Below are 24,802 nucleotides of genomic sequence, written 5' to 3'. Positions count from 1 at the left end.
CATCTAAAATTCGCTCTATCACTTTTAAACTAGTTATCTCTATCTTCATCAGGATTTTTTTGGTTTTTGTTGGCAAACTCGCTAATCCGACTAGTCATGGTTATCTTCTTATGGTTATATAAGCTTATGTCGTAAATGCTGATGTGATGAGCTGACGGCGCTACCCATAATAATAAGAATAATTAGACTAGCAGGATTACCGAATGCGTATAATTCAGGTAGACCAACAAGCACGCGCAGTGACCCATTTGGTGTTGTCGCTTTCACTGCTATTAGCTGGGATTTTAATCCTGGGCTATCGCTACTGGGAACCGACCCAGTTGCCGCTGTACCACTCCATGAGCTCATCGTTGCTATTAGGTGCGGTGTTTAATGGCTTGAGTCTCCTTACCTTTGATTTGCATTCAAAACGCTCGTGGCAGCCTTGGTTGTCGCGGGCGTTTGCCGTTATTGGGGTGGTGGTAGCTGCCAACGGCTTGTTTGGCTCCGTGATTGATCCTTACGATTCGCAGGTGCATCCGATTACGCACGGCTTGATGGGGATATTGTCGCTGTGGTTAGCGCTGCGGTTACGTGGGCGGGTGGCGATGCGCGTGCAAGCGTTGCTGGCGGCCCCGATTGCGCTGGGCATGTTAACCATGATAGTGCTGCATTTTTATTATCAGCAGCCGTTGATGGCGCGGCATCCGATTGGCAGTTTGATTAGTTGTACGCTGGTGTTGCTGGCGGCATTGGCGGTGTGGAATGCCAGCCGTGCTGGGCATGAGTACCTGCCTCCTGTCAGTACTTTGACTACCGGGATGGTCTTGTTAGGTTTAGCCGCCGCAACCAGCTTTGGTTTACTCACCTTTCATAACCAGATGAATAACTTGCGTGAGCAAGGTCGTGAGGTTGCCCAGAATTTAAACGAGAGTAGGCGTTCACTAGGTTCGCAGCATTTGCGGACGTTCGAGCGGGTGGCCGAGCGCTGGGGTGACTATCCAGCCAGCCATCATGATCAATTGATGGACGCAGATGTTAAAGCCTACTTGGAAGATATTGATTTCCTTGAAAGTATGATGCTGCTTGAAGGGACAGATGTGGTTTGGGAGCAGAATAAAAACGGCGACAGCCATTACACCCATCTGTGGAACATCGACCCCTATTTGCGCGTGAGTGCAGCTGCGAGTTTAACCCGGATTGAAATGTTGATAGCCTCTCGCGAGAACTCGCCTGATGGAACCTTGATGTTTGTGCGTTTGCCGTTGGAATTTACTGAATCGCATCCTCCGCACCAAGAACAGCCGGAGCGACACTTTTCGTTATTGGCGGTGTTTGACGTGCCGCTGATGCTAGCCCCGCAAACTCGCATTATGGAATCGCCTATTACCGCGTACACCATGCTTGGCCGAGGCGTGTTGATTGACTATGCGGGGTATTGGATCAGCGATGAGCAAAAAGCCTACCTCGCCAGTAAGGCATTGTTTTTGTATGACAGTGCGTTAGTAACAGACTACAACACCTCAGGTAACCCGATTCAAACCTACTTGGTAGATCTCAGCAGTTTACAAGAGCGGGCTAATCTTGAGGTGTTGGTGGTGTTTGCGGGGATTTTGCTGGTGCTGATGATGGCGCTGACGGTGGAGCGTAACCGGGAGTTGGTGTTGCAGGGCCGGCAACTGAAGTTTCAGGCCGAGCATGATGCCCTGACCGGGCTGTTTAACCGCACCACCAGTGAGCAGGTGCTAGCGGATAGGTTCCATAAAAACAAGCAGCAAACGGTGTTGTTTATCGACTTGGATGGCTTTACTTACATCAACGATAGCTTGGGCTTGCAAGTGGGTGACCGCTTACTCCAAGTGCTGGCGCAGCGGTTAGAAGCTGTGGTTGGTAAGCAGGCTATCTTAGGCCGGTTTGGTGGTGATGAGTTTTTAATCATTACCGACAAAGTGCATGACAATGAACGGGCGGTCAAAGAGCTGACGGATAAGTTATTAGCGGCCGTCGCACAGCCGTATCGGATCATGCACCATAAAATATACTTAACTGCCAGCATTGGCGTGGCGCATCAAACGGACGACCAATATGCGCCATTGGAGTTGGTACAGCGGGCCGATATGGCCATGCATCAAGCCAAACGCCAAGGCCATAATCACGTGCAAGTGTACCAAGAAAGTATGAGCTTGCAGTTTAAATCATCGGCGGCGATGCGCTCGAGCTTGCAGGAGGCGATTGAACGCAATCAGTTAACCTTGCATTATCAGCCGATTGTGCGCTGTAGCGATACCGCGACGGTGGGCTACGAAGCCTTGTTGCGCTGGGAGCGTGAGCCTGGGCGTTTTATTCCGCCGTCGGAGTTTATTCCTTTGGCCGAAATGACCGGCCAGATCATTCCGTTAAGTGAGTGGGTGTTTAGACGGGCCTGTGAGGCGGCGGTGCAATTGCAGCAATATGGGCCATGTAAGGTAGCGGTTAACTTAAGTACCTTGCACTTTAACCGCAGCGAATTTAAAGGCTTTTTAGAGCGTACGTTAGAAGAAACCGGGTGTCAGCCGCAGTGGTTAGAGTTAGAACTCACCGAAAGCATCTTGATGGAAAACACCGACTATGCGGTGGATATCTTGCAAAGCTTGCGTGATAAGCAAATCAGCATCTCGTTAGATGATTTTGGTACCGGCTTCTCCAGCTTGAGCTATTTGCGCCGTTTGCCGGTGGATAAAGTAAAAATTGATCGGAGTTTTGTGGCTGGGATCAAAACCCATCGCAGTGACCGAGTGTTGATTGGCTCGGTGATTAAAATTGCGCAAAGTTTGAATTTTAAAGTGGTGGCAGAAGGGGTAGAAACCCCGCAACAAGCCGAGTTTGTTACTGAGCTAGGTTGTGATTATATGCAGGGCTTTTATTTTGGCCGGCCAGTGCCCCTAGATGATTTGTTTGAAAGTTAAAGGTTGTAGAAATGAAGGACGTAAGCATGTTACAGGATGATAAAAGGTTGGTTATTGGGTCGGCGCGCGGTATCACCCACATGGCTACTGCTATGCTCTTGTTGGTGGCAGGAACGACCGCTGCCAGCGCGGCACCCGTGGCGGCTAACCAGCTTAACGTGCAGCAAATTCAGGCTGATGCCAATCAGTTAGCGCAGGCGCGGCAGCTATTGAGTCATGCCGATGCCAACGTACGTAGTAGTGCACTGAATAAGTTGTTGCAATCGGAGAATACGGCGCTACGTGAAATGGCCTATGCGGTCGGCTTTGGTAGTGCCGACGATGTGGCGCGCGCTATTACTTTGAGCCATAGATTTAACGAAGTACAGACGTTGCAGATCACCTTAAACGAAGGTGATGGCGGTAAAGCCGAGCAATTGCGGCGCAGTTTAGGTGGCGTGATGAATGTAACCGTGCGCAGTTATAACGAGGTGAATGGCCGCTTTGAGGTGCGTAACTTCGGCGGTAGCCACAATGGTTATGGCGAAGTAGCTGGGCTGCAGGTTAGCCTATCGCAAAACGCCTGCAGCGCTAAATTTGAGCTTAACGACGTGAGTGAGTTAAGTGGCAGTGTGACTTGTGCAGGAGTTACTCTGCCAGCAACGATTGACTTGTTTTAACCTCTGAAATCACGATCTGTTCCGCGTCAGCTTGCCAATGAGAATGCACCACCAGCATAAATTGGCGAGCTGCGACGTTGGCCTTGCTTAGATCGATCTCCTTTTGCTCTTGGCCGAGCATCCAAGTTCCGCTATACACAGGCACCCAGCCTTGCGCGCTGCGCTCGGAACGATTGGCAAGGATCTCAAAATCACGGATAAAGCTGCTACGCTGCTTGCTATGGTTAGCCAAGGTAATGCTATTAAGCTGTTGTAAGTTATCACCTAGGCTAAACGTGAGCCGCACAGGATTGTGTGCTTGATAGTTGCCGAGCTTGTTATAGTTCGGCCCTTGTTGCGGCTGATAGCTCCAATGGGTGGCGGTATCACCATCGGTGAGCAGATTACTATTGCTACCGGCGCTGGGCGCATGGCTCCAAGCACTTAGCGTCACGCTTTGTTGTAGAGCATTCAGGCCGGTATTATTGGCCAGATCTGCGACCAAGCCATCATTGAAAAAAGGGCCGATGGTTTCTAGTAAACGGTCGATGCGCAACACCAAGCCTTGGCCGCTATCTGCATCCACTGATTGCAACATCCCCACAGGCGTTTGGCCGACATAAACGGTACTGCCGCTCATGCCTTGATACAAAGGCGTGTTGATAGCATCGATGGGTTGTACGTAAAGACGCAACAAATCAACGCTGCTGATGCTTACTGGGGTTAAGGTGCGAGCGCCATCGGCGCTAACTGTGCTAACACTGAGTTGGCTAGCACTTTGCAATTGTTTGAGGACATCAGCACTGGTACTGGTGAGCTCGTTAAAACTCGCGCCACAGTCATCAGCAGCAGGGCCACTCACGCCCATAATCGATAGGTCGTAACCGAAGTTTTGAATGGCAACGGCTTCACCTTTGCTGCGTGCCGCATTGGCGGCGGTGAGGTTGGCAAAAAAGTTGTCTTTGACGACGTGCTCGGGGGTGATCAGGTAACAGCTGTCTAGGCGTTTGAGCAAAAAGCCTTGGCCGATCTCGCCGGCCTCAACAAATACCGGAGTAATGGGCGTGTTTTGTGCCCCTGCTGGTTGGGCAATAGCTGCGGTGGCGATGCTTAGCCCCACCGAGGCGGCTAGCAGCGGCTTGATTGCCGCTGTAGGTCGTAACTTAGCCATGATTCGGATATCACCTATTATTTTTATGCGTGCAGCTGTTAGCGCTCAACCACCACTTCTTCTGCTTTGATTTGTTCTTTTTTCGGAGCAAATAAGCTTCGTAGCATCACAGTAAACTCAAGCATGAGGAAGATAATCGCGTACAAACTGGTGAGCGCCATCACCACAGGATCGTTACCGAAGCGCTTCCAGAGCGAGGTTTTAGCATCGTAACCGGCGCTGCCAAGGCGCTCTACCCGTGCGACCGTGGTCTCACCATGGGTGGTGATATACATGCTGTCGTCGGGTTCATAGCGCACAAAACCACGCAGCACGGCGTTGGTGTTGCGCTCAATATCGTTATGTAGCGTTACGCGGTCGCCTTGGTCTAACTCAAACTCACCCGATACGTAACGCACGTCGCCAAATAGTTCCTGCTCGATGATACGAATATTGCCACTGAGTAACGTTGCTGCTACCGAAGTACTCACGTCGTCACCTATCACCACTTCTCCCATAAAAGGGAAGAGCAGTTGGCGTGATTGATCCATGATCACATCCACGTACGAGCCCAATTCTTGGCGGCCAAGGTCACGTTCTAAGTAGCCGACTGAACCGTTAGCAAAGTCTGGATGTTCGAGGGTAATGACAAACTCGCTATTAGCATGATTAACAAAAAAGGTAACCTGAATACCTGGATTAACAATGATAAAATTCTCGCCAGTTTTGTAGTCAACCAGCTCCATTTGTTCTGCTGGATTTTGCTCGGGGTCCATCAGTGCCTCGCCGGTGATACCGCTAAGTACAGTCGCATCATTTGGGATACGCCACTGATTGATGGTGCTGTCGGCGGTCACAATGCTCATCACGTCCGTTCTCGCGCTTACCGTGTAGATGTTGACCCGATCGGCAAAAAGCACGTACGCAAGCGCTGCTACCATCCCCGACAAAATCAAAAAAATCACGCTTTTACGAGTCCAGCCGCGACCGCGCAGGTTCTTCACCCGCGTTACCATAAACATGCGCATCGCGCTATTTTTCAATACGGACATAAGTATCTCTTCTTATTAAATGCGAAGACGTTATTAGCTATTAGATATTAAATATTAGTTGATTGCGGAGTATCGGCTCGAATATCTAATATCTAATAGCTAACCGCGCCTTTGCCGATATCAATACACCAACTCAAATTTAACGGGTGGCAGCATGCGGCCGGCTTGGCGGCGGACGAGGGTGATGGCGTTGCTGCCATCGCGCAGTAATGCTGGGTCGATTTCACACAGGGTATCGTAGCCGGTGCGGACGCCTTGCTTGATAGCTTGGCAGCGGTGATTTTGGTTGCCAGAGTCGAGCTGCAGTTGCATGAACACATCGCTACGCCCTGAGTTAGCGAATACGTATACTTTGCCGCCTGGCTCTTCGCCGCGATAGCTTAAATACACTTGTTGAATGCTGTTACTCTGCTCACAAGAGCCGGGTACGGCGACCATAGCCATCTCGTCAGCTGAGAGCTTATCTAACACATCTGTATGCTTACTAGGATATTCTACTGAATATAACTCAGCCTCTGCGGCGGCGGCCATGCGGTATTCATTTTCTGAGCTGTAGCTACCATCGCGCGAATGCACTTTCAAACAAATAGGTTGATCTAAATCAACTTGTGGCACTCGTACGGCAAGGTTTCCACTAAGGTTGGGAGAAGCATACACCACCCCAACTAAGATACGCCCACTTACTGGTACGTTGGAGGCGTACGACTCAGTGAAGGCTTCTTGTGCCAGTCGTAATTCTTGAACAGGGGTAGCTAAACTCACGCTAGAGCAGAGGCCCACTGCGCTTAAGGTTAGGCTACCAAGTGCGATTTTTGTTAGCTTTTTGACATATTTCATCAGCAGTTTCGTCCTGTAAAACGGCTATTACTCTGTTAATCTTTCGTAAAGATTGCGTAGCTATGGGCTACTATGCCTGTAATAGAAGCACCATTCAATAGCAGCTAAATACTTTTTTAGCTATTTCAGATTTTTTTGTTGCAATGCGTTTACAAATTATTTACCTTAACGCTAGTGGCAAAGTATACAATTATATAACAATTTGCCTTGGACCTCTCTCAGCTTAGTTAGTTATTGGTATACAGGCTAGGTTGGGGGAACGTATGGAAAGCTCGTTGGAGCTTACGGAGAGACTCTTATTATGAAAAAATTAATCATTCCTGCTTTGTTGGCTTCAATGTTAACGCTTGCCGGTTGTGGCGCTACTACCAGCGATGCAGCCAAGTTAGATCGTAATCTTGCGATTGCCGAATTAACTGAACAAATGGATGAGCTGGGCTACGAACGCATCACCGCATTCCCTGGTATTCAAGACTTCTTAAATATCGTAGTAGATATCACTGAGCGTCAGAAGAAAGTGATGGGCTTATATCGCACCCAAGCAGAAAACCATGCTGATGTGCAGGCGTTCTTGTATGCGCAGCGTGAAGCAACGCCAGAGCAGTTGAAAGCAGCTATTATGGAATTTGATTTAGGCGCAACCACTGAAGCAGAAAAAATTGGTCCGAAGATCGATGCTTATCGTGGCGCGATCGCAGAAGTTTCTGCAGCTAACCAAGAATTATTTGAAGAGATTTTGATTCAAGGTGCTCAAGGTACTTACCTAATGAGTCAATACGGTACTGAAATTGCCAAAGCTATCGCAATTGCTCAAGCATATGTGATATTTGGCAGCGGTGAAGAGCAAACAGTGAATAATAACATTGGCCTGGCCATGACTCGGGCTATGGATCAAATCGATTTGGCGACTCAAGCAAGCGACCTTATTTCGATTGACCAAGATACCATGTTGGCGATTGATGCTTTGCAAGCTGAATTAGAAGCTAAATAAGCTATTAAGTAAGGCACTGGCTGATAAGGCCAGTGCCTACTGTTGCAGTTGAGACCTTTATGGCATTCATGCTAAAAAAATCAAGATCAATCCTGCTCATTGTTGTGGCTGTAGCCCTGGCAGGTTGTACGTTATCTCCGACACCGCAGCAGCGCGCAGAACGGCTGATAGCGAGTGGCAAAGATTCTATGGTTGAGCTGCAGCAAGTTGAGAACAACCTGCACGATGGAATGAGTAAAAATAACGAGTTTTATCATTTAGGAACGGAACTGAATTGATGCACACATTTTGGATGCACACAGGTAAGATGGCGATGCTGTTGGGGCTGCTACTAGCGCTGCCCAGCGCGGCGGCGCAACAGTCGGCAGCGGCATCGGCAACGCAATCGGCAACGCTGCAGCCGGCTACTCCAACCGAGGCCGACTGGCCGGATTGGGTGTTTGCACCGGTCTCGGATTATCCCACAACCCACTTGTATGCAGTGGGTTTTGGCGTTTCTAAGGCGACGGCACGGCAGCATGCGCTGGCTGAAATTAGCCTGCAAGTATCGGCTGATGTGAATACCTTACAGCGCAGTGTGTTGGCGCGTAAACGTAGCGCAGGTGCTACTGAAATTCAGGATGATTTTAGCCAAGTGACGCTGTTAGAGGCGCTGGGTTTGCAATTAGAGCAAGTAGAAGAACAGCAGAGTGCCCTGTTAGAAAATGCTGATGGTAGTCAGGTTGCGGTGTTGTTGGCGGTGCCTAAGGCCGCGATTGTTGCGGGTTTGCATGACCGTTTGCGGCCCTTAGAGGCGTTGAATTTTCCATTTATGGATGAGGCCAGCGAGCAAGGGCGAGCACAACAGTTATTGTGGAGTTTACAGTATCGGCAGAGCATCGACGATGGCTTGCGCTTAGAGCGCGCCATGGCAGCATTAGACGGTGGCCAACCGATGGCGCGGATGCATTTAGAACAATTGCAGCGCGAGGTGCAGCAAGTGTGGCAGAATATGGGCGTACGGGTGGTTGCTAATTATGAATTGCAGCCATTGGTAGGCGCCTTATCGACGCAATTGCCAGCAGCTACCGACAGCGTACTCTGGTTACGGTTAACGGAACAGCGTAAGCGCGGCCAAAAACAAGGCAAGTTTTTAGAACAGCGCGTGGTGCAGGTGCAGTTAACCAGCCCTACCGCGCCTTTTACCGTGTATCAGCAACAACAGCTGCGTAGTGTCGGTGAAGGAGCTAGCGCCAGTGCCGCTGAGCAAGCTGCGCTGCGCAGCATGCAACAACAATTAGAACAGCCCCTGCGGGCATGGTTATTTTTATAGTAAAGGACAACAAATATGAAGTTTGCCAAATTAGCCGTATCAGCTATCGCTTTGAGTGTGTTGGTGGCGTGTCAATCTACCGCACCTAGCCAAACGCAGAGCACTAAGGTGTCGAATCGCTCATCTGGAGTGAGTGTTGCCAAGGCACCTGAACAATTCAATGATAGCGATATTTCGGTACCGGCATTTTTTAACACACAAGGGCTAGAGAACTGTACCTTTGATGTGGATAACGAACATCCTGCGTGTCCTTTGAAAAAGCCGATTGTACGCATGTACTTTTCTGGCACTGACGTGGGTGGCGAAGGCCAAGGCGTTGATGCTCTGCGGGCCTACGACGATACCCAGTTGCTGTTTATGCTAGAAAACCAATTCAGTGGCATTAACCGTTACCGGATTGTAACCCGTGATGATGCGGTGATTGATGCTGAAAGCGCCACAGTGTTAGAGCAGCAGGGCGCAGCAAAAGCGGCGGAATACTTTAGTGGTTCAGGCCCGTTACTGCCTGATTACGTGGTGAAAATTGATACTTTACGCACGGTTAAGAACGAAGGTTCGATTACCGGCTGGATGGATTACACCTTGGAACTTACTGCGGCCACCATCAATCCGCGTACCCGTGAAATCATGTCGTATCCTAACCTGGGTAAAGTGCGGGTGAAATCAGAAGAAGTGCGCGACCGTAGCGAGCTGAAGTTTATCATGGCCAATAACCGTTACGTTTCGGGCTTCCGCTATAACGACAGCGCTCATGTAAATGCAGTGATCAATGATATGGCGTCTCGCGGTATTGATATTTTGCTGACGCGGATGCTGTCAGAAATTCCTGCATCGGCGCAGGTGTTAGGGATTAAAGGCGACCAAATTAGCTTAGATCGTGGCCAGAATGCTGGGGTGTTACCTAACGAAACCATGATTGTGTTTCAATACGAAGCAGGGTTTGTGGAGCCGATTGGGGTTGCTCGGGTGCAGCCGTCGATTAATAGCGCCAACGGTACGATCGTGCGTTGGAAAAATTCGCGCTTGGCCAATCAGATTGAACGTTCAGCCAGCAATGGTATTTATCGTCCAAGCAATGGCGTTAAGATTTTCGCCATCAGTGTCGGAACTCCAGCGGGGTTCTTGGAGAATAGAACATGATAAAAGCACGCAACTATACTGCTAAATTACCAGCAGTGGCGATGCTTTCGGGGCTGGTAGCGCTTGCGTTTGGGGCGGCCCCGGCAGCACACGCCAGCTCGATTAGTTTTAATAGTAATGCCGATATTACCGTGCAGGCTTGTGCCTATGGACGCGGTGCAGCAGCCATTGCTCAAGCTGAAGCGCAGGCGGCGGCAGAATTAGCGGCCTTTGTGAAAGGGCCTGCACTGCTGCAATTAAATGAGGTAGCTGACTCGCTAACTACCACCAGTGCCGCTGAAGCGACGCAGTGGGTACAGAGTTTGCAAGAGGCCAGCCAAAGTGGCATCACGGTTGCTAATTTATTTGTGCAAAGTGGCCAACCCTGGCTGCAAGGTTCAGATACTTGCGTCAGCATGACGCTGGTGCGAGGTACTGATGTCGGTGGCGCTGATGCCTTGGATGGCGATATCGTATGGGATGATGCCAGCCGTGAAGTTGCGGTGGTGGTGAACGGCGAAGGTTGGCCGAATAAAGCCAAGGGCTTAAGCGCGCAACAAGTGGCGGAAGTTGATGGCTTGCGTCGGGCGGTATCGCAAGTGGTTGGGGTGTGGTTGCAGCAAAACTACAGCCAGTACTCTAACTCGTCGATTGAACAAACCAATGACGAAGTGAACGAAAGCCTCAAGGATGTGGTGGCGCAGCAGTTGCACACTCGCAGCAATGGCTTGGTAAAACGCTGGCAGTTATTGGATACCCAGATGCTGAGTGATGGTGGCGTCAAGTTAACCCTAGAAGCTGTGGTTGAAAAGCAAGAACTAGCGCAAGCGGCGCAAGATATTCTGACCGCGATTGGTTCGCCGCGGGTACGGGTGATGGCACCGCAACCGCTGGCTGATCATTTGCGCTTGTGGCTGAATCAGCAAGGTATTGAAGTGAGTGAGAATGCCAGTTTATTGGTGAATGCCAATGCCGATGTGCGTGTCAGTGGCAATAGTGCGCGGCTGCATTTAGGTGTGCAGGTAGAAGATGCCGCCGGCAATCTTTATGGCCAGTGGAACAATAACCCGGCCTTATTGGCGCTGCCTAACAAAACCGGTATTCATCGCGATTTATTGGATGTTCATTTAAGCCATGAGCAACAGCGCGCGGCTTTAGCCAACGCGTTGCATGAGGCTTTTACCCAGATGGTAGCGCAGGGCGGACTGATTCATGAAATCGCCATTGCTCGGCGCTATTTGAGTAGTACCGCAGAGTTACCTGGCGTGTTGCAGACCATCGGCGGTGTGCGCGATGTGCAGGTAGGTGGCAATGAGCAGTTAGTTACGGCGCAGTTGCGCTATAACGGTAGCGCAGCGGAGTTGGCCTCGGTATTGAGCCAAGTACTGCCGCCGTTATTAGCAGCACCGTTACCGCAGGCGCGAATTGATAACGCCTATAAAATTAAATTTCTATAAGTTTACGTAAGTTAAGGACAAATTATGAAACATTCGTTGATTGCGGTGGTTCTCAGTAGTGTGATGGGTTTGAGTTCAGCAGCTACCATGGCGCAAGATTTTGATTTAACCGACATGATGCCAGCACGGCCAGGCCAAGCGGCGCCAACCAGCGGTGACTATGAAGTCAAAGATAATGTGGTGGTGGCCGATGATGAAGCCACAGCCGTGACCGTGGCGCACCAAAACCTGATGGAAAACACCCAAGATGGGGTGATGACCATCGCGGTAGGAAGCGGGATTGGGGTATTGTCGACAGGTTCAGCTAGTTATCAGTTGTTTGATAACCCAAATGCGAGCCTATTGAGCAAGCGTGCCGCCTACAACCAAGCGTTTTTGGTGGCTAAAAAAGGCTTAGTAGAGCACCAGAAAGGTGTGAACGTGGTTTGTAGTAACCTCGTGAGCATGAGCATGGACTTTATTGACAGCGGTACCGATGGTATGGGTAACGAATCTGTGAGTTCAGAAGAAGCTTGTAGCGAGTCGGTGAACGGCTCGGTGGCAGGTTACGTTACTTATGATGTGTTTGATGATGTGGACACCAAGCGGGTACGGGTGAGTGTGATTTCAACTCCAAAAACCCGTTCGATTATTCGTGACAACGTGGGTGCGTTGAATGTAGTGACCGACCCGAACGAAGTGTTCAAGCAAGTGGTAAGCGACATTCAAGATGGGGTGATGCCCCCGATGGGTGCGAAGGTGTTAACTCATGCCAATACCGGCGAAGTGATTGTGATGGGCTTTGGTTCGTCAATTATTCGCCAGAATAGCAACCCACGGCTGGCTTCGCGTTTAGCCGATGCGGCCTTGCGTCAGTCGCAAACGCGGGCGCGCGCTGCCTTGTTAAGTACCATGCAAGGCGAAGAAGTTTACTGGCGTGGTAGCTTTGATGAAAGCCAAGTAGAGAGCACAGAGCAGTTTACCTACGATGATCCAGCTTTGGCTGATCCTGAGAATGTTACCCGCTTAGAGCAAGATAAAGTGACTTTCTTAAACCAAATGCAGCAAAGCGATGACTACGGTACTTTGACCAAAGGCCAGTTGCCGCCGGGAGTAGGTTTGCGTTCGTTTGTCTCTGAAGATGGCTTTTGGCAGTACACGGTGGCTGTGTATGCACCCTCATTAGAAGCTACGGCGCGGCAGAACGCCACTGATGCGCCAGGGCAAGGCAAGTCTAATGCCCGTGGCGGATTGAACGAGCGTGCCAAGAACTCGCAAGGCGCGTCTGGCAAAGTTAGCGATGAAGATAACTTGTAATGCTAGCCGCAGCTCATAAAGTTGGTGTGTTAGCGCTGCTAGCTGGGCTTAGCCTAGCTAGCTTTACGGCGATGGCGGCTGGTATCAACGAGCCGGCGCAGCAACGCCAAGGTGAGATCCTAAAAAGTAAAAATATGCCCGATGGCATGCTGCGCAATGCTTGTACCACCGCCATGCAAGCTGAAGATATGGCGCAGGTACGGGCGCGCTTAGCCGAGCAGGTCGGTTTTGCGATAGACGAGCAGGTGGGTTACGTTGAAGCTGAGGTGACTAATTTTAAGCTGAGTAGCAACGCCGATGCGCATGTTTGTACGGGCATGGTGAGTATTACCGATATGCCGCTGAGCGTTGCCGCTACGGCGGTACGTGCCGCTTGGGCGCAATACCCTGAGTTAACCCCAGAGCAGTTAAAACAGTTGTTACAGATTGCCTTAAGCCATGGTGCGACTGCTGCTGATGGAGCTGCGCTGATTGCTAAATTGGCGCCTGCGCAACAGGGGTTGGCGTATGCCAAAGCCAACGTAGATATAGCGGCGCTGCAATTGGATGATGCGCGCTTAGCGGTGGCCGAATTGATGTTACAAGGCGGCGAGATCGCAACGGCCATGATGCTGGCTAACAGCTGTGGTAGCGTGGCCTGCAGAAAATTGCTGCCGCAAATCAAACAGGAGTTACGCGCGTATGAAGCGAAACAAGCGATGGACCTCAACAGCTACTTTGGCAACTAGTATGAAGCAAGCTGGTGCTTTACGCATGAGTGCGGTGGCCTTGTTGTTGGCCGTGGCGATGCCGGGTGCGGTGTTGCACGGTCATGCCCAGCAAGCGGATTTTGAACGTTTTAAGCAGCAAAATAAGGCCCAGTTTGAGAAGTTTTCGGAGCAGCGCGAAGCTGAATTTCGAGCTTTTGTGAAACGCTGGCAAGATGCCGAAAAGAACTACGTAGAGCAGCTTAAAGAGCGCTGGAACGATGGCATGGTGTCGGGTAAAACCAAGTGGGTGAGCTACTCCGATGACCAAAGCCAGCGTACCATCATCGATTATGAAAATGACACGGTGACGGTGGAGTTTTTAGCCTCTGAGACGGCCGGTAAATCTGAGGCGGCGGTGCGGGCTGAGGCTGAACAAGTGTTAGCCAAAGCGACCGGAACCTCGTTAGCAGAAGCTGTGGCCCAAGATCCTATTCATGTGAATGCTGGGGTGAATTTAGCTCAACTTAAAAATTCCCAGCAGATGCAGCAAAGTTCGTTGTTAGGCGGGGTGTCGGCGGCTGAGGTGACGCAGCAACCAGCGCAAGTAAAGCGCCAAGGCAAGACCACCTCAGTGACCATTCAATTGCCCACGAAAGTGAGCAGTGAACGGGCGCAACGTATGTTTCCGATTGCTGAAAAATATGCCATGCAACGGGGTTTGCCGGTTGAATTGGTGATGGCGATTATGCACACTGAGTCGAGTTTTAATCCGTTAGCGCGGTCGCCGATTCCTGCTTTTGGATTGATGCAAATTGTGCCTACCTCGGCGGGCCGGGATGTGACTGAGTTCTTAACCGGCCAGCAGCGGGTGTTATCAGCGGAATACTTGTATGACCCTGAGCAAAATGTGCAGGCTGGTACCGTGTATTTACATTTGCTTGGTAACAGGTACTTTAAGCAGGTGGAAGATCCCGTGAGCCGGATGTATTTGGCGATTGCGGCCTACAATACGGGGCCAGGTAACGTGAGTTTGGCGATGGCCCAAACGAAATCGCTGAGCGATGCGGCGCAGCGAGCTAATGGCATGAGCGCAGCAGCTGTGTATGAGCATTTGATGCAACATTTGCCGGCTACTGAAACCAAGAATTATCTGCGCAAAGTTGTGCAGCGACAGCAGTTTTATAAAGAGGAATTACAATCATGAACAAACACTCTAAAGTTTTACAATTGGCGTTAGCCGGTGCTGTAGCTGCCACCTTAGCGGCTTGTAGTTCTAATGATGGCGCGCAAACCATGCGCGAGGTAACTAAAAACGAAACGGATAATGCGCCTAGCTGGGTGTTTTTGCCGGAAGTAGAAGGAGCTCTTGCGAGCTCTCAGTGCGTGCAGTGGAGTGGCCAGATGCAAGTGGACCGGGCCCAAGTGATCGCGGCCGCACGTGCTGATTTGGCGCAACAAATTCGCACTCGCGCGGCGGTGTTAGATAAGTCTGTCAGCGCTAAAACCATTGAAGGCGTAAGCGCCATGGTGAGCAGCAGTTTTGCGCAAGCTAGCACCCAATTAAGCTCAGAAGTACTTGAGGGTGCGATTCCGAAAGAAGTGACGTTGGCGCAAATCGATGGCCAAAAACAGCTGTGTGCATTGGTTGCGTTAGAACAGCCAGAAGAAGTCTTTAACCAGATGGTGGGCATGAGTGGCATGCAATTAGACCCCACCTCTGAGCAGGCTTTGTTTGAACAATTTATGATTGAGAAAACCAAAGCTGAATTAGAAGAGATGCTGAAGTAATTCACCTATTTGTTGATACAAATAAAAAGGCAACGCGATAATGGCGTTGCCTTTTTTGATTTGAAGTTTATCGCTTACAAGCTAAATTGGTGATGGCTCCCGTCAGGAAGTTCAATATCCACTTTTAAATGAGCACCACAAGCTTCGATATATTTTTTTAAGCTAGATAACTTAATATCGGCTCCAGTTTTTTCCATACCTGCTACCGTGGGTTGTTTAATTCCCATAGAGTTTGCTAGATCAACTTGGGTTTTATTAACCAGCTTCCTGATCTCACTTAGCCGAATAGTTAGCAGCATAGCATCAGCCTTCTTGCTGGCTCTTGCAATGAGCTCTGGTTTTTCGTTGGCTATTAATTGCTCGAGTGTTCTAGCCATTGTCTTTCTGCCCCATAGCGATTAAATGTCGAGTAAACTCTTGGTCTGCTGTCGCGATCATCGTTTGATAAAAAAGCCGAGTGTTGCGGTTTTTATGCGCTGCACACAAGATAATCGCCGTTCGGCTTAGATCAAATGCAAAACAGACCCTGATGGGCTTACCTTTTGATTGAATTCGTAATTCTTTAAGATTGCTGTGAACAGAACCATATAAAGTATCTGCATAAGGTCTCGACAGAAAAGGTCCTTCACTTTGCAATAGAAGCAACGAAGCGATAACGTTTTCTTTGTCTGTATCATCTAATGCATCAAACCAAGCATCAAACCTATCCGTAGTTCGTATTGTCCACATGATTAACATCCTTGTTTTATAGGTTTTAGCCTATATATCAACATTGGAGTTGTCAAGTGACGAAATAGAAAAAGGCAACGCGATAATGCGTTGCCTTTTTTGATTTGAAGTTCTAAAGGGCTGTTAGAACGAATACATGGCCATGAATTGGAGACGGGTTAGGTCACCATCAAGGTTGTTGGCTGTTTCACGAGTGGCGCGTGAGATTTCGGCACCAAAGGTGAGTTTTTTGTCAACAGAGTGCATGACGTTGACGCCAAAACGTTGGGTGTAATCGGTGGCACTTGAGGTTTCGAGATTATCGGTATTATCGGCCCAGCCGCGGCTGAAGACGAAGTTAGAGCGGGTTTTCTCGTTCCAGTTGTGGCGATAGGCCAAGGTTACGCCCATTACATCCAGTGCTTCTAGGCTGCCATCGCTGGCAATGTAAGCACCGTTGAAGGTGTTTAGACCCATGTAACGACCAACGCCAGAGCCGGCAGTAAAGGAGGCACGAATGTCGTTACCATTGCCGAGGCTGTATTTAGCACCAAAAGTGACACCGTAACCAGCTACGGTTTCATCATCGCCGTCACCGTCAATGTCATGTGCTAATTGACGCACTAAACCAGCAACGCTGTAGCTGAAGTTATCGCTTTTACCGGTGTACTTCATGGTCAGGTCTGGCATGATGCCTTCAGAGGTGGCCAAGCGTGATACTGCCCCGGTGCCAGAAACAAGGCTAACTGTGGTTTCTGGGTTTTCTAGGGAGAAGCTCAGGTTACCTTGGGTGTAGCGTACTTGTGGCTGGCGCATAAACACTATGCCGTCGGTAGCACCGATAAAGTCAACGGATTCAGGAAAAACGCTCAGATCTAGGAAGTTGGACCAGGTGTGGCCAATGGTCCAGTTCTTGTACTTCAAGAAAGCGTGACGTAAACGCGGCGCGTACGAGTTAGAAATACGCTCGTCACCACTAGGCACCGTCAAAAAATCGATTTCAATACGACCGGTGATGGTTTCGCCGTTTTCTAAGCCCTGTTTCACATCAAACCAAAAGCGTGATTGGCGCGCATGAAAGTCGGTGACAGCATCGTCACCTCGACCACCTACTGGGGTTAGGCTAGGAATATAGAACTGGCGACCGATGTTTTTGTCGCTACCAGAGCCGGCTGAACCATCCGAATAATCAGATATCATGGCATCAAGTTTTACGTAGCCACCGAATGACCATTCGGGGCCCTCTGCGGCTTGGGCATTGAATGCCAATCCGCTGAGTACTGCACCGGCAATCAGCGATTTGGTTAGAGTTTTATGCAGCATTGCTGTGCTCCTTGTTGTTCTTAAAATAAAGTTCGTATTGAGATGTCGGCTATTAGATATCAGCTACACTTTTAATTTGTTGTGTTACATCAAGCTAATATCAGCAATCTTTGACGCTGGCACTCTTAAGTTATAGTCAATAGCAGGATGGGTGATTTATCAATCTAGACTATGGTCTAATGGCTTCGCAGCCCCGAATAAATGAAGGTAGGGGCATTGAAAAACATAATAACAAGAGCGCTATTAGCTATTAGCTATTAGATATTAGCTATTAGAGAACGCCCATCGCGGACCAATATCAAATAGCCAATAGCTAATGACGATGTCGCAGTTCAATAGCCAGTGACGATTTCGCAGTTGAAAGGAGGTTTTATGCAACATGACTTATATAAAGTGCCGGCGGATGCCAAAGCGCGGGCGCTGATTGATAACGACCAATACCTCGCCATGTATCAGCAAAGTGTTGATGATGCAGAGGTTTTTTGGCGTGAGCAGGGGCAACGGATCAGTTGGTTTAGCCCTTACAGCAAAGTTAAAAACACCAGTTTTGCACCGGGCAACGTGAGCATAAAGTGGTTTGAAGATGGTACTTTGAACGCCTGTTACAACTGTGTCGACCGCCACTTAGCTGAGCGCGGTGACAAAACCGCGATTATTTGGGAAGGCGATGACCCGTCCGTTAGTAATGAAATCAGCTACAAGCAGTTACACGCGGAAGTATCGCGGTTTGCCAATGGCTTGAAAAAATTAGGTGTGGCGAAAGGCGATCGGGTAGCTATCTATATGCCGATGGTGCCTGAAGCAGCCTATGCGATGTTGGCCTGTGCCCGTATTGGTGCAGTGCATACGGTTATTTTTGGTGGCTTCTCGCCAAATGCGATTGCGGACCGCGTGAACGACTGTGGCGTGAAAGTGATTGTTACTGCTGACGAAGGTCGTCGTGGTGGCAAAGCGACACCACTAAAAGCCAACGTTGATGAGGCGTTGCGTAACGGCAAATGCCCGACGGTAGAGCATGTGGTCGTGGCTAAGGTCACCCATGGTGAGGTGGACTGGCACGATGACCGCGATGTGGCGTGGGACCAACTGGTGAAAGATGTGCCGGCTGAGTGCCAGCCAGAAGTGATGAATGCTGAAGACCCGCTGTTTATTCTGTATACCTCAGGCTCAACGGGTAAGCCCAAAGGGGTGTTGCACACCACCGGTGGCTACATGGTATATGCGTCGATGACACATCAGTATGTGTTTGACTATCATGAAGATGATGTCTACTGGTGTGCCGCCGATGTGGGCTGGATCACGGGCCATAGCTACATTGTTTATGGGCCGTTAGCCAACGGTGCTACCACCTTGATCTTTGAAGGATTGCCAACTTACCCAGGCGTGGGTCGTATTGGCGAAGTGATTGATAAACATAGTGTGACTATCTTATATACCGCGCCTACTGCGATCCGTGCGTTGATGGCGAAGGGCACTGCTGCGGCTGAAACCTCAACCCGTAAATCGTTGCGCACCATGGGCTCAGTGGGTGAGCCCATTAACCCAGAAGCCTGGGAATGGTATTACAAAGTGATTGGCGATAGCCGTTGCCCGATTGTTGATACTTGGTGGCAGACTGAAACGGGCGGCATCATGATCACGCCATTACCGGGTGCGACTGATTTGAAGCCAGGTTCAGCAACACGGCCGTTCTTTGGCGTGAAGCCATCCCTGGTGGATGCCGATGGTAAGGTGCTAGAGGGCGCTGTTGATGGCAACTTGGTTATTCTTGATTCATGGCCGGGCCAAGCCCGTACCTTGTGGGGTGACCATGAGCGTTTTGAGCAGACTTATTTCTCAGCTTATAAAAACATGTATTTTACCGGTGACGGCGCGCGTCGTGACGAAGACGGTTACTTCTGGATCACCGGTCGGGTTGATGACGTCTTGAACGTTTCCGGACACCGTTTAGGTACCGCGGAAATTGAGTCGGTGTTGGTTGAGCATCCGAAGATTTCTGAAGCGGCTGTGGTGGGTTATCCGCACGACGTGAAAGGCCAGGGCATCTATGTGTATGTGTCGGCCATGGCTGGTACTGAGGTAACGGATGAGCTGACCAAAGAGGTACGCGATTGGGTACGTAAAGAACTGAGCCCAATTGCAACGCCAGACTTTATTCATTGGACAGCAGATTTACCTAAGACCCGTTCAGGTAAGATCATGCGGCGTATTTTGCGTAAGATTGCCGCCAATGAGTTTGAAAACTTGGGGGATACCTCTACCCTTGCTGACCCGAGCGTGGTAGATTCGTTAATTCAAAACCGCTTGAATAAATAATAATTATAGCGGTACCGGATGAACGAATAACGATGCAATGTGCCACCTAGCTCCCGTAGCTAGGTGGCTTAGCATTGCCGCGGGAAGCTAGTATGGCCAAATTTTTGATTGCGGACGATCACCCGTTGTTTCGGGAGGCATTACAAGGGGCATTAGCCAATCATTATCCAGAGTTAAAGTTGCGTGAGGCTGGCGATTTAGACGCGACCTTAGCGGCGCTGCAACAAGATGATGACTTAGATCTGCTGTTACTGGATTTACACATGCCAGGTAGCGGAGACTTGTATGGATTGATTCGTATTCGAGAAGACTTTCCGTTGTTACCGGTGGCGATTATTTCAGGCTCTGAAGACGCTGCGGTGATTGCCAAATGCATTGGTTTTGGGGCGCTTGGATTTATTCCTAAATCGTTACCCTCGGCGCAGATTGCGGAAGCCATTGATGCTATTTTACAAGGCGATACTTGGGTGCCGAACGAGGTGCGCGGTCGTCTTGATTCTATTACCGATGAAGATCAAGAGTTAGCTAAGAAAGTGGCTGACTTAACTCCCCAGCAATATCGCGTGCTGTTTTTGCTACACGAAGGCTTACTCAACAAGCAAATTGCGTATCAGCTGAATATTACCGAAGCGACTGTGAAAGCGCATATTACCGCCATTTTTCGTAAGCTAGGTGTGTATAGCCGTACGCAAGCGGTGTTGCTAGCAGAGCGGTTGCAGTTAGAACCTAATCATTAAGTATTCACGGGCTGCTCGGCTGATGACTTCCTTGTTGCTGCTCGTTGTAAGCTAGCCTGCGACATTATGTCACGATGGCATTGACGCGTTCAATAACATTTTTTAAACCTCGATTTTCAATAAAATGCACCTTGTTGGTGCATTCAGGCTGGCTGTTTTCTGCTCAGATACTGCTAAAAATGTAAGCTTCCTTTATTTGTAGTAAATGCAGAGGTGGTCATACCTCTATGATTTGTCTGATTATTTATTTTGAACGATAGCGAATTATACTCTGCTCATATAACAAATGTCTGTGTTATAAAATAATCAATAAGCTGTTACAGTTTGATACTTCTCTAACAACAATAAATGGGAAGTTACATGACAACGACAAGACGTATTCGCTGGTCGAGTATTGCACTGGCTGTTGCTGCCGCTACGGGAGTATCAACGCTTGCTGCACAAGACCTCTATTCTTCACCAAGCCAACCTAAAGTAACCGAGCAAAGTGCCAAGCCGATTGCTAACAAAGCGTTACTGAAAAAAGCCGCGGCTAAACAGGCCGCCAAACAATCTAGCCGGTACCTGATTGAATTAGAGCAAGCCCCTGTTGCGACCTACAAAGGTGGTATCGCAGGTTATGCTGCTACTTCAGCGAAAGTGACAGGTGCCGAGCAATTGAACGCTAACAGCGGTGCTGCACGTGCTTATGCAAATTACTTGCGTACGCAGCAGCAACAGGTGTTGTCTGCAGCCATGCAGCGAGTGCCAGGCTTACAAGCGCAATCGCAGTTAACGCTAACTTTTAACGGGATTGTGGTGGAGCACCAAGGTGCGGGCGATTTAAGCCGGCAGTTGCGTGACATTCCTGGCGTGAAAGCAGTGCATAAAGATTATGAAGTAGAAGTGCATATGGACTCTTCTAATTCATTAATCAACAGCGAGAGTGCTTGGGCCTTATTGGGTGGTCAAGAGGCCGCAGGTAAAGGCGTGAACGTTGCTATTATCGATACCGGGATTGATTTTGCGCATCCGATGTTTGCTGATAATGGTCATGATCCGATCGCGGTTAGCCCAGGTGATGACTACTGTGCCACCAACGTTGAGATCTGTAATGACAAGATTGCCGTAGCGCGCTTCTTTGGTGCACCAAGCAGTGTTCACCCTGAAGAATTTATGGATTCGCCGCAGGATATGAACGGCCACGGTTCACACGTTGCTGGTACTGCGGCAGGTAACCCAGTAAGCGCCACTATCGATGGCGTGGGTTTAAACTTTTCTGGTGTGGCTCCGGGCGCAAACTTGTTGGTTTATAAAGCCCTTTGGAATACCTCGGATGGTCGTGGTTCCGGTTTGACCATCAGTTTGGCCGAAGCGCTAGAAGCCGCTGCAGCTGATGGTGCTGATGTTATCAACAACTCATGGGGCGGTGGCGCTGGCGGACATCCTGCGAGCAGTTATTACACCCCGATCATGCAGTCGCTCGATGAAATGGGCGTGGTGACCGTAACTTCTGCTGGTAACTCGGGCCCTGGCCCAACTACTGTCGGTTGTCCGGGTTGTATTGAAGAGACCATCACGGTAGCTAGTACCCAAACGGGGCGGATTTTTGCTAACCAAGTGAACGTGACTGGCTTTGACCCTATTTCAGCGCAATTAGGTAACGGTGCGTTTAGTGTAGTTGAGCCGATTACGGCTGAGCTGTTACCTGCAATTGAAGTAGACGAAGCAGCCCTTGAAGCTTGTGAACCTTTTGCAGAAGGTGCTTTTGCCGGCAAGATTGCGATGGTGAGCCGCGGTACTTGTTCGTTTGAGCAAAAAGCCAATACGGTTCAGGCTGCTGGTGCAGTAGGTATGATTGTTTATAACAACGCCGAAGGTACCATTTTAATGGGCATGGGCGCGTCAACCTTGCCTAGTATTTCTATTACCCAAGCTGCGGGGCAAGCGATTTTAGCGGCCTATGACGTGGGTATGGAAGCCACCATCAATCCAAATACAGTGCAAGTGATTGATGCCAATGTGGATGCTTTGTCTGACTTCAGTTCGCGCGGTCCGAATGGCGACCCAACCATGCTGAAACCAGAAATTGCTGCACCAGGTTCTGATATTTTATCTGCGGCACCGGGTCAAGGCTTTGCCATGATGAGCGGTACCTCAATGGCTGGTCCTCATGTAGCAGGTGCTGCGGCGCTAGTAATGGCTAACTACCCTGAGTTAGCACCGCAACAAGTTAAATCGATTCTGATGACTTCAAGTGCCGCTGGCGTGCGCAAAGAAGACACAGTGACGCTGGCAGACCCGTTTGATGTGGGTGCTGGTCGGTTAGATTTAGCAACCGCGATGGAAACTGGCGTGACCTTTGATGTGGCTAGTTTTGCGCATCCTATGTGTGTGAATGAGTGTCAGTTTGACCGCACTATCACCAGCTTAGCTGATGCTGAAACCGTGTGGAACGTTAGCGCGGAATTTGCTGACGCAGGCATGAGTGTTGAGCTACCAGCAACAGTAACGTTGGCTGCCGGCGAAACCCTCGACTTTGATGTGACCTTTAATGGCAGCTTGGCTGAGCCAGGTTGGCAGTTTGGCACCATCACCTTAACCGACGCGAGTGGCACCTTTGCTGATGCGCGCTTACCGGTAGCGGTTTATACTGAGTTATCTACGGATTCGAGCGTATTAACCTCTGGTATTACTGCAGGTGAAATTGCTGCAGGCGAGGCGATGACAGCAACCATGCTAGCACGCATGGGTGATAGTGCTGAACCAGTCACCATGGTGGCGCAGTTCCCGCAAGATGAAAGCTTTGTGATTGATGCTGAAACTTTGGCGGTAACTGAAGTAGGTACCACGGCGAGTGAATGGGATTTCAATACAGAAACTCGTACCTTTACCTGGACTGGCGACCAAACCGATGATCCAGCTGTTACCACCATTGCAGCAGCAGGAGAAAGCTTCCCATTTGCTGGTCTGAGCTTAGATGACTTACAAGCTGCCGACATTGGCCACGAGAAGCTCTGCGTTGAAGGTTGTGATGAGGCGATGATCGAATTTGACCTCAGTGTGCTTGAAGACGAAACCTATTGGACCTTAGATGGGGTGAACTACTCAGGCATGGTGATGTGGGAAAACGGTGTCGTGGAAATGGGTGAAAACCGCGCGATATACACTTTCATGAATCAAGATCTGCCGAATCCAAGTTCACCGAACGGTATCGTTGCGCCATTCTGGGCTGACTACGAGGTGTTTGCTGAGGACGGTGAGTTACGTTATAGCTTAATTAACACCACCGATGGTACCCGCTACTTGATTTTAGAGTGGTACAACGTGCGTAACTGGAACGATTCAACTGGCCCATCTTATACCTTTAACGCTTGGTTTGAATTGAACACCGATAAAGTGTACGTAAACTTTATTGATGTGAACCAAGGCGAAGCGCCAGATGGTGGGGCGGTGATTGGTCTGGAAAATATCGACGGTACCGCTGGTGGTTCCAACCACATCGCTACCGCAGATTTGCCAGCTAACGGTTCTGCTCTTGAAATGAGCTTGTTAGCGGGTACTCCAGCGCAGTTACAAGTAGATGTTGAGGTGAGTGTAAGTGACTTTGGTGACGTAGTGGCAATGGCTACAGAAACTGGTCATAACACTGCTGTTACGGTTGATCTAAGCGAAGCCTTAGGTGAGATGGAGCGCGATTTTGTAACCTTGCTCAGCGTCACTAGTGGTGATCGCAGCGCTGAGGCTGTGTTGCCTATCAACATCAAGCCTACCGGTACCTTAACGCCAGTAGTTACGGTAGCCGCTGAGCATGGTAGCGTTAGCTTCGATGGCATGGTGGCAACCTACACGCCAGAAGGTGGCTTTGTAGGTGCTGATAGCTTTAGCTTCCATATGGAAGACGAAGCAGGAGCAACGTCGGCGAGCAATACTGTGACTGTTACTTTAACGAATACAGCCCCAGTAGCGGCAGCCACTGCACCTGCGACAGCTGAATTTGAAGCGACAGTACAGTTGGATGCTTCAGGCTCATCGGATGCCGATGGCGATACTTTAAGCTACAGCTGGAGCCAGACCAGTGGCCCAAGTGTTAGCTTAACTAACGCCAGCCAAGCGATTGCTAGCTTTGTGGTGCCGGGCCTTGAAGAAGATACTAACGTGAGCTTCACAGTCACTGTATCTGATGGCATGGCCAGCAGCGAAGAAACCGTAACTATGGAACTGAAAGCCGAACCTAAATCAAGCAGCTCGTTTGCTTGGTGGTTAAGCTTACTGGCGTTGCCATTGGTATGGTTACGTCGCCGTAAGTAACATGTAAACTTTGTTTGTTGTGTAAGCGGCACTCCTTAGCGGGTGCCGTTTTTTTATGCAAACTGAATAAGTTAGCAGCAGCTCGTACAAGAGTGTGGCTATGACATGTGTCAGTACGGTTACAAATACTTACAATTACAAATTTATATTTGTTCAATTGTGAATTAATTGTGTT

At 49.6% G+C, this 24,802-nt stretch carries 20 protein-coding genes; 14 read left to right on the top strand and 6 right to left on the bottom strand.

Annotated elements, in window-relative coordinates; all coding sequences use genetic code 11:
• Positions 1–203: 203 nt before the first annotated feature.
• A complete protein-coding gene (locus KGF88_RS08250) occupies positions 204–2,924 on the top strand; it encodes a putative bifunctional diguanylate cyclase/phosphodiesterase (RefSeq protein WP_153825974.1) in 2,721 nt (906 codons plus the stop codon).
• Positions 2,925–2,950: 26 nt separating this feature from the next.
• Positions 2,951–3,583 carry a hypothetical protein gene (locus KGF88_RS08245; protein ID WP_153825973.1) on the top strand — a complete coding sequence of 211 codons (633 nt, stop codon included), beginning with the start codon at positions 2,951–2,953 and terminating at the stop codon, positions 3,581–3,583.
• Here the strand turns inward: KGF88_RS08245 and KGF88_RS08240 are convergent.
• From KGF88_RS08240 to KGF88_RS08230, 3 genes are all read right to left on the bottom strand, one after another.
• Positions 3,552–4,733 carry a hypothetical protein gene (locus KGF88_RS08240; protein ID WP_153825972.1) on the bottom strand — a complete coding sequence of 394 codons (1,182 nt, stop codon included), beginning with the start codon at positions 4,731–4,733 and terminating at the stop codon, positions 3,552–3,554. The two genes, KGF88_RS08245 and KGF88_RS08240, sit on opposite strands and share 32 nt — an antisense overlap.
• Before the next feature lie 38 nt (positions 4,734–4,771).
• Entirely contained in the window at positions 4,772–5,764 is a 993-nt protein-coding gene (locus KGF88_RS08235; protein WP_153825971.1) for a hypothetical protein, read from the bottom strand.
• Positions 5,765–5,884: 120 nt separating this feature from the next.
• Entirely contained in the window at positions 5,885–6,601 is a 717-nt protein-coding gene (locus tag KGF88_RS08230; protein ID WP_153825970.1) for a hypothetical protein, read from the bottom strand.
• Between the two features lie 301 nt (positions 6,602–6,902).
• Here KGF88_RS08230 and KGF88_RS08225 point away from each other — a divergent pair, with 301 nt between their 5' ends.
• From KGF88_RS08225 to KGF88_RS08185, 9 genes are read left to right on the top strand one after another with little or no spacing between them, the layout of a single operon-like run.
• Positions 6,903–7,592 (top strand): hypothetical protein, encoded by a 690-nt coding sequence (locus tag KGF88_RS08225; protein WP_153825969.1) that lies wholly within the window; start codon positions 6,903–6,905, stop codon positions 7,590–7,592.
• 59 nt (positions 7,593–7,651) lie between these two features.
• The gene (locus KGF88_RS08220) at positions 7,652–7,870 is read left to right on the top strand and encodes a hypothetical protein (protein WP_153825968.1); all 219 of its coding nucleotides are present in this window, start codon (positions 7,652–7,654) and stop codon (positions 7,868–7,870) included.
• Positions 7,870–8,904, top strand: coding sequence for a hypothetical protein (locus KGF88_RS08215; protein ID WP_153825967.1), 1,035 nt, complete (start codon positions 7,870–7,872; stop codon positions 8,902–8,904). The genes KGF88_RS08220 and KGF88_RS08215 overlap by 1 nt, the downstream gene beginning before the upstream one ends.
• Before the next feature lie 15 nt (positions 8,905–8,919).
• Positions 8,920–10,044 carry a hypothetical protein gene (locus tag KGF88_RS08210; protein WP_153825966.1) on the top strand — a complete coding sequence of 375 codons (1,125 nt, stop codon included), beginning with the start codon at positions 8,920–8,922 and terminating at the stop codon, positions 10,042–10,044.
• Positions 10,041–11,480 (top strand): hypothetical protein, encoded by a 1,440-nt coding sequence (locus tag KGF88_RS08205; RefSeq protein ID WP_153825965.1) that lies wholly within the window; start codon positions 10,041–10,043, stop codon positions 11,478–11,480. Before KGF88_RS08210 ends, KGF88_RS08205 begins: the two co-directional genes overlap by 4 nt.
• Positions 11,481–11,504: 24 nt before the next feature.
• Entirely contained in the window at positions 11,505–12,776 is a 1,272-nt protein-coding gene (locus tag KGF88_RS08200) for a hypothetical protein (protein WP_162014455.1), read from the top strand.
• A complete protein-coding gene (locus tag KGF88_RS08195; protein ID WP_153825963.1) occupies positions 12,776–13,504 on the top strand; it encodes a hypothetical protein in 729 nt (242 codons plus the stop codon). Before KGF88_RS08200 ends, KGF88_RS08195 begins: the two co-directional genes overlap by 1 nt.
• A complete protein-coding gene (locus KGF88_RS08190) occupies positions 13,458–14,669 on the top strand; it encodes a transglycosylase SLT domain-containing protein (protein WP_162014454.1) in 1,212 nt (403 codons plus the stop codon). The genes KGF88_RS08195 and KGF88_RS08190 overlap by 47 nt, the downstream gene beginning before the upstream one ends.
• Positions 14,666–15,253: a hypothetical protein gene (locus tag KGF88_RS08185; protein ID WP_110076063.1), complete on the top strand. Its 588-nt coding sequence runs from the start codon at positions 14,666–14,668 to the stop codon at positions 15,251–15,253. The genes KGF88_RS08190 and KGF88_RS08185 overlap by 4 nt, the downstream gene beginning before the upstream one ends.
• 74 nt (positions 15,254–15,327) lie before the next feature.
• On the opposite strand, the gene KGF88_RS08180 is transcribed toward KGF88_RS08185, so the two are convergent.
• The 3 genes from KGF88_RS08180 to KGF88_RS08170 form a co-directional block, all read right to left on the bottom strand.
• Positions 15,328–15,630, bottom strand: a complete 303-nt coding sequence (locus KGF88_RS08180) for a helix-turn-helix domain-containing protein (RefSeq protein WP_110076064.1) — start codon at positions 15,628–15,630, stop codon at positions 15,328–15,330.
• The gene (locus KGF88_RS08175) at positions 15,623–15,982 is read right to left on the bottom strand and encodes a type II toxin-antitoxin system RelE/ParE family toxin (protein ID WP_110076065.1); all 360 of its coding nucleotides are present in this window, start codon (positions 15,980–15,982) and stop codon (positions 15,623–15,625) included. Before KGF88_RS08175 ends, KGF88_RS08180 begins: the two co-directional genes overlap by 8 nt.
• A 123-nt stretch (positions 15,983–16,105) precedes the next feature.
• On the bottom strand, positions 16,106–17,284 hold the full coding sequence (locus KGF88_RS08170; RefSeq protein ID WP_153825961.1) for a DcaP family trimeric outer membrane transporter: 1,179 nt from the start codon (positions 17,282–17,284) through the stop codon (positions 16,106–16,108).
• A gap of 372 nt (positions 17,285–17,656) precedes the next feature.
• Here KGF88_RS08170 and acs point away from each other — a divergent pair, with 372 nt between their 5' ends.
• The 3 genes from acs (at position 17,657) to KGF88_RS08155 (ending at position 24,627) form a co-directional block, all read left to right on the top strand.
• On the top strand, positions 17,657–19,600 hold the full coding sequence (gene acs, locus KGF88_RS08165) for an acetate--CoA ligase (protein WP_153825960.1): 1,944 nt from the start codon (positions 17,657–17,659) through the stop codon (positions 19,598–19,600).
• Between the two features lie 92 nt (positions 19,601–19,692).
• On the top strand, positions 19,693–20,337 hold the full coding sequence (locus tag KGF88_RS08160; protein ID WP_153825959.1) for a response regulator transcription factor: 645 nt from the start codon (positions 19,693–19,695) through the stop codon (positions 20,335–20,337).
• Between the two features lie 360 nt (positions 20,338–20,697).
• Positions 20,698–24,627 (top strand): S8 family serine peptidase, encoded by a 3,930-nt coding sequence (locus tag KGF88_RS08155; RefSeq protein ID WP_162014453.1) that lies wholly within the window; start codon positions 20,698–20,700, stop codon positions 24,625–24,627.
• Positions 24,628–24,802 lie beyond the last annotated feature (175 nt).

The organism is Idiomarina loihiensis, assembly GCF_024584785.1.
Lineage (GTDB): Bacteria > Pseudomonadota > Gammaproteobacteria > Enterobacterales > Alteromonadaceae > Pseudidiomarina > Pseudidiomarina fusca.
This window is presented reverse-complemented; position numbering and strand designations above follow the sequence as displayed.

Excerpts from the sequence above, each read along its gene's own strand:
- KGF88_RS08250 (WP_153825974.1), top strand. The coding sequence starts at position 204 with ATGCGTATAATTCAGGTAGACCAACAAGCACGCGCAGTGACCCATTTG.
- KGF88_RS08245 (WP_153825973.1), top strand. The coding sequence starts at position 2,951 with ATGTTACAGGATGATAAAAGGTTGGTTATTGGGTCGGCGCGCGGTATC.
- KGF88_RS08240 (WP_153825972.1), bottom strand. The coding sequence starts at position 4,733 with ATGGCTAAGTTACGACCTACAGCGGCAATCAAGCCGCTGCTAGCCGCC.
- KGF88_RS08235 (WP_153825971.1), bottom strand. The coding sequence starts at position 5,764 with ATGTCCGTATTGAAAAATAGCGCGATGCGCATGTTTATGGTAACGCGG.
- KGF88_RS08230 (WP_153825970.1), bottom strand. The coding sequence starts at position 6,601 with ATGAAATATGTCAAAAAGCTAACAAAAATCGCACTTGGTAGCCTAACC.
- KGF88_RS08225 (WP_153825969.1), top strand. The coding sequence starts at position 6,903 with ATGAAAAAATTAATCATTCCTGCTTTGTTGGCTTCAATGTTAACGCTT.
- KGF88_RS08220 (WP_153825968.1), top strand. The coding sequence starts at position 7,652 with ATGGCATTCATGCTAAAAAAATCAAGATCAATCCTGCTCATTGTTGTG.
- KGF88_RS08215 (WP_153825967.1), top strand. The coding sequence starts at position 7,870 with ATGCACACATTTTGGATGCACACAGGTAAGATGGCGATGCTGTTGGGG.
- KGF88_RS08210 (WP_153825966.1), top strand. The coding sequence starts at position 8,920 with ATGAAGTTTGCCAAATTAGCCGTATCAGCTATCGCTTTGAGTGTGTTG.
- KGF88_RS08205 (WP_153825965.1), top strand. The coding sequence starts at position 10,041 with ATGATAAAAGCACGCAACTATACTGCTAAATTACCAGCAGTGGCGATG.
- KGF88_RS08200 (WP_162014455.1), top strand. The coding sequence starts at position 11,505 with ATGAAACATTCGTTGATTGCGGTGGTTCTCAGTAGTGTGATGGGTTTG.
- KGF88_RS08195 (WP_153825963.1), top strand. The coding sequence starts at position 12,776 with ATGCTAGCCGCAGCTCATAAAGTTGGTGTGTTAGCGCTGCTAGCTGGG.
- KGF88_RS08190 (WP_162014454.1), top strand. The coding sequence starts at position 13,458 with ATGAAGCGAAACAAGCGATGGACCTCAACAGCTACTTTGGCAACTAGT.
- KGF88_RS08185 (WP_110076063.1), top strand. The coding sequence starts at position 14,666 with ATGAACAAACACTCTAAAGTTTTACAATTGGCGTTAGCCGGTGCTGTA.
- KGF88_RS08180 (WP_110076064.1), bottom strand. The coding sequence starts at position 15,630 with ATGGCTAGAACACTCGAGCAATTAATAGCCAACGAAAAACCAGAGCTC.
- KGF88_RS08175 (WP_110076065.1), bottom strand. The coding sequence starts at position 15,982 with ATGTGGACAATACGAACTACGGATAGGTTTGATGCTTGGTTTGATGCA.
- KGF88_RS08170 (WP_153825961.1), bottom strand. The coding sequence starts at position 17,284 with ATGCTGCATAAAACTCTAACCAAATCGCTGATTGCCGGTGCAGTACTC.
- acs (WP_153825960.1), top strand. The coding sequence starts at position 17,657 with ATGCAACATGACTTATATAAAGTGCCGGCGGATGCCAAAGCGCGGGCG.
- KGF88_RS08160 (WP_153825959.1), top strand. The coding sequence starts at position 19,693 with ATGGCCAAATTTTTGATTGCGGACGATCACCCGTTGTTTCGGGAGGCA.
- KGF88_RS08155 (WP_162014453.1), top strand. The coding sequence starts at position 20,698 with ATGACAACGACAAGACGTATTCGCTGGTCGAGTATTGCACTGGCTGTT.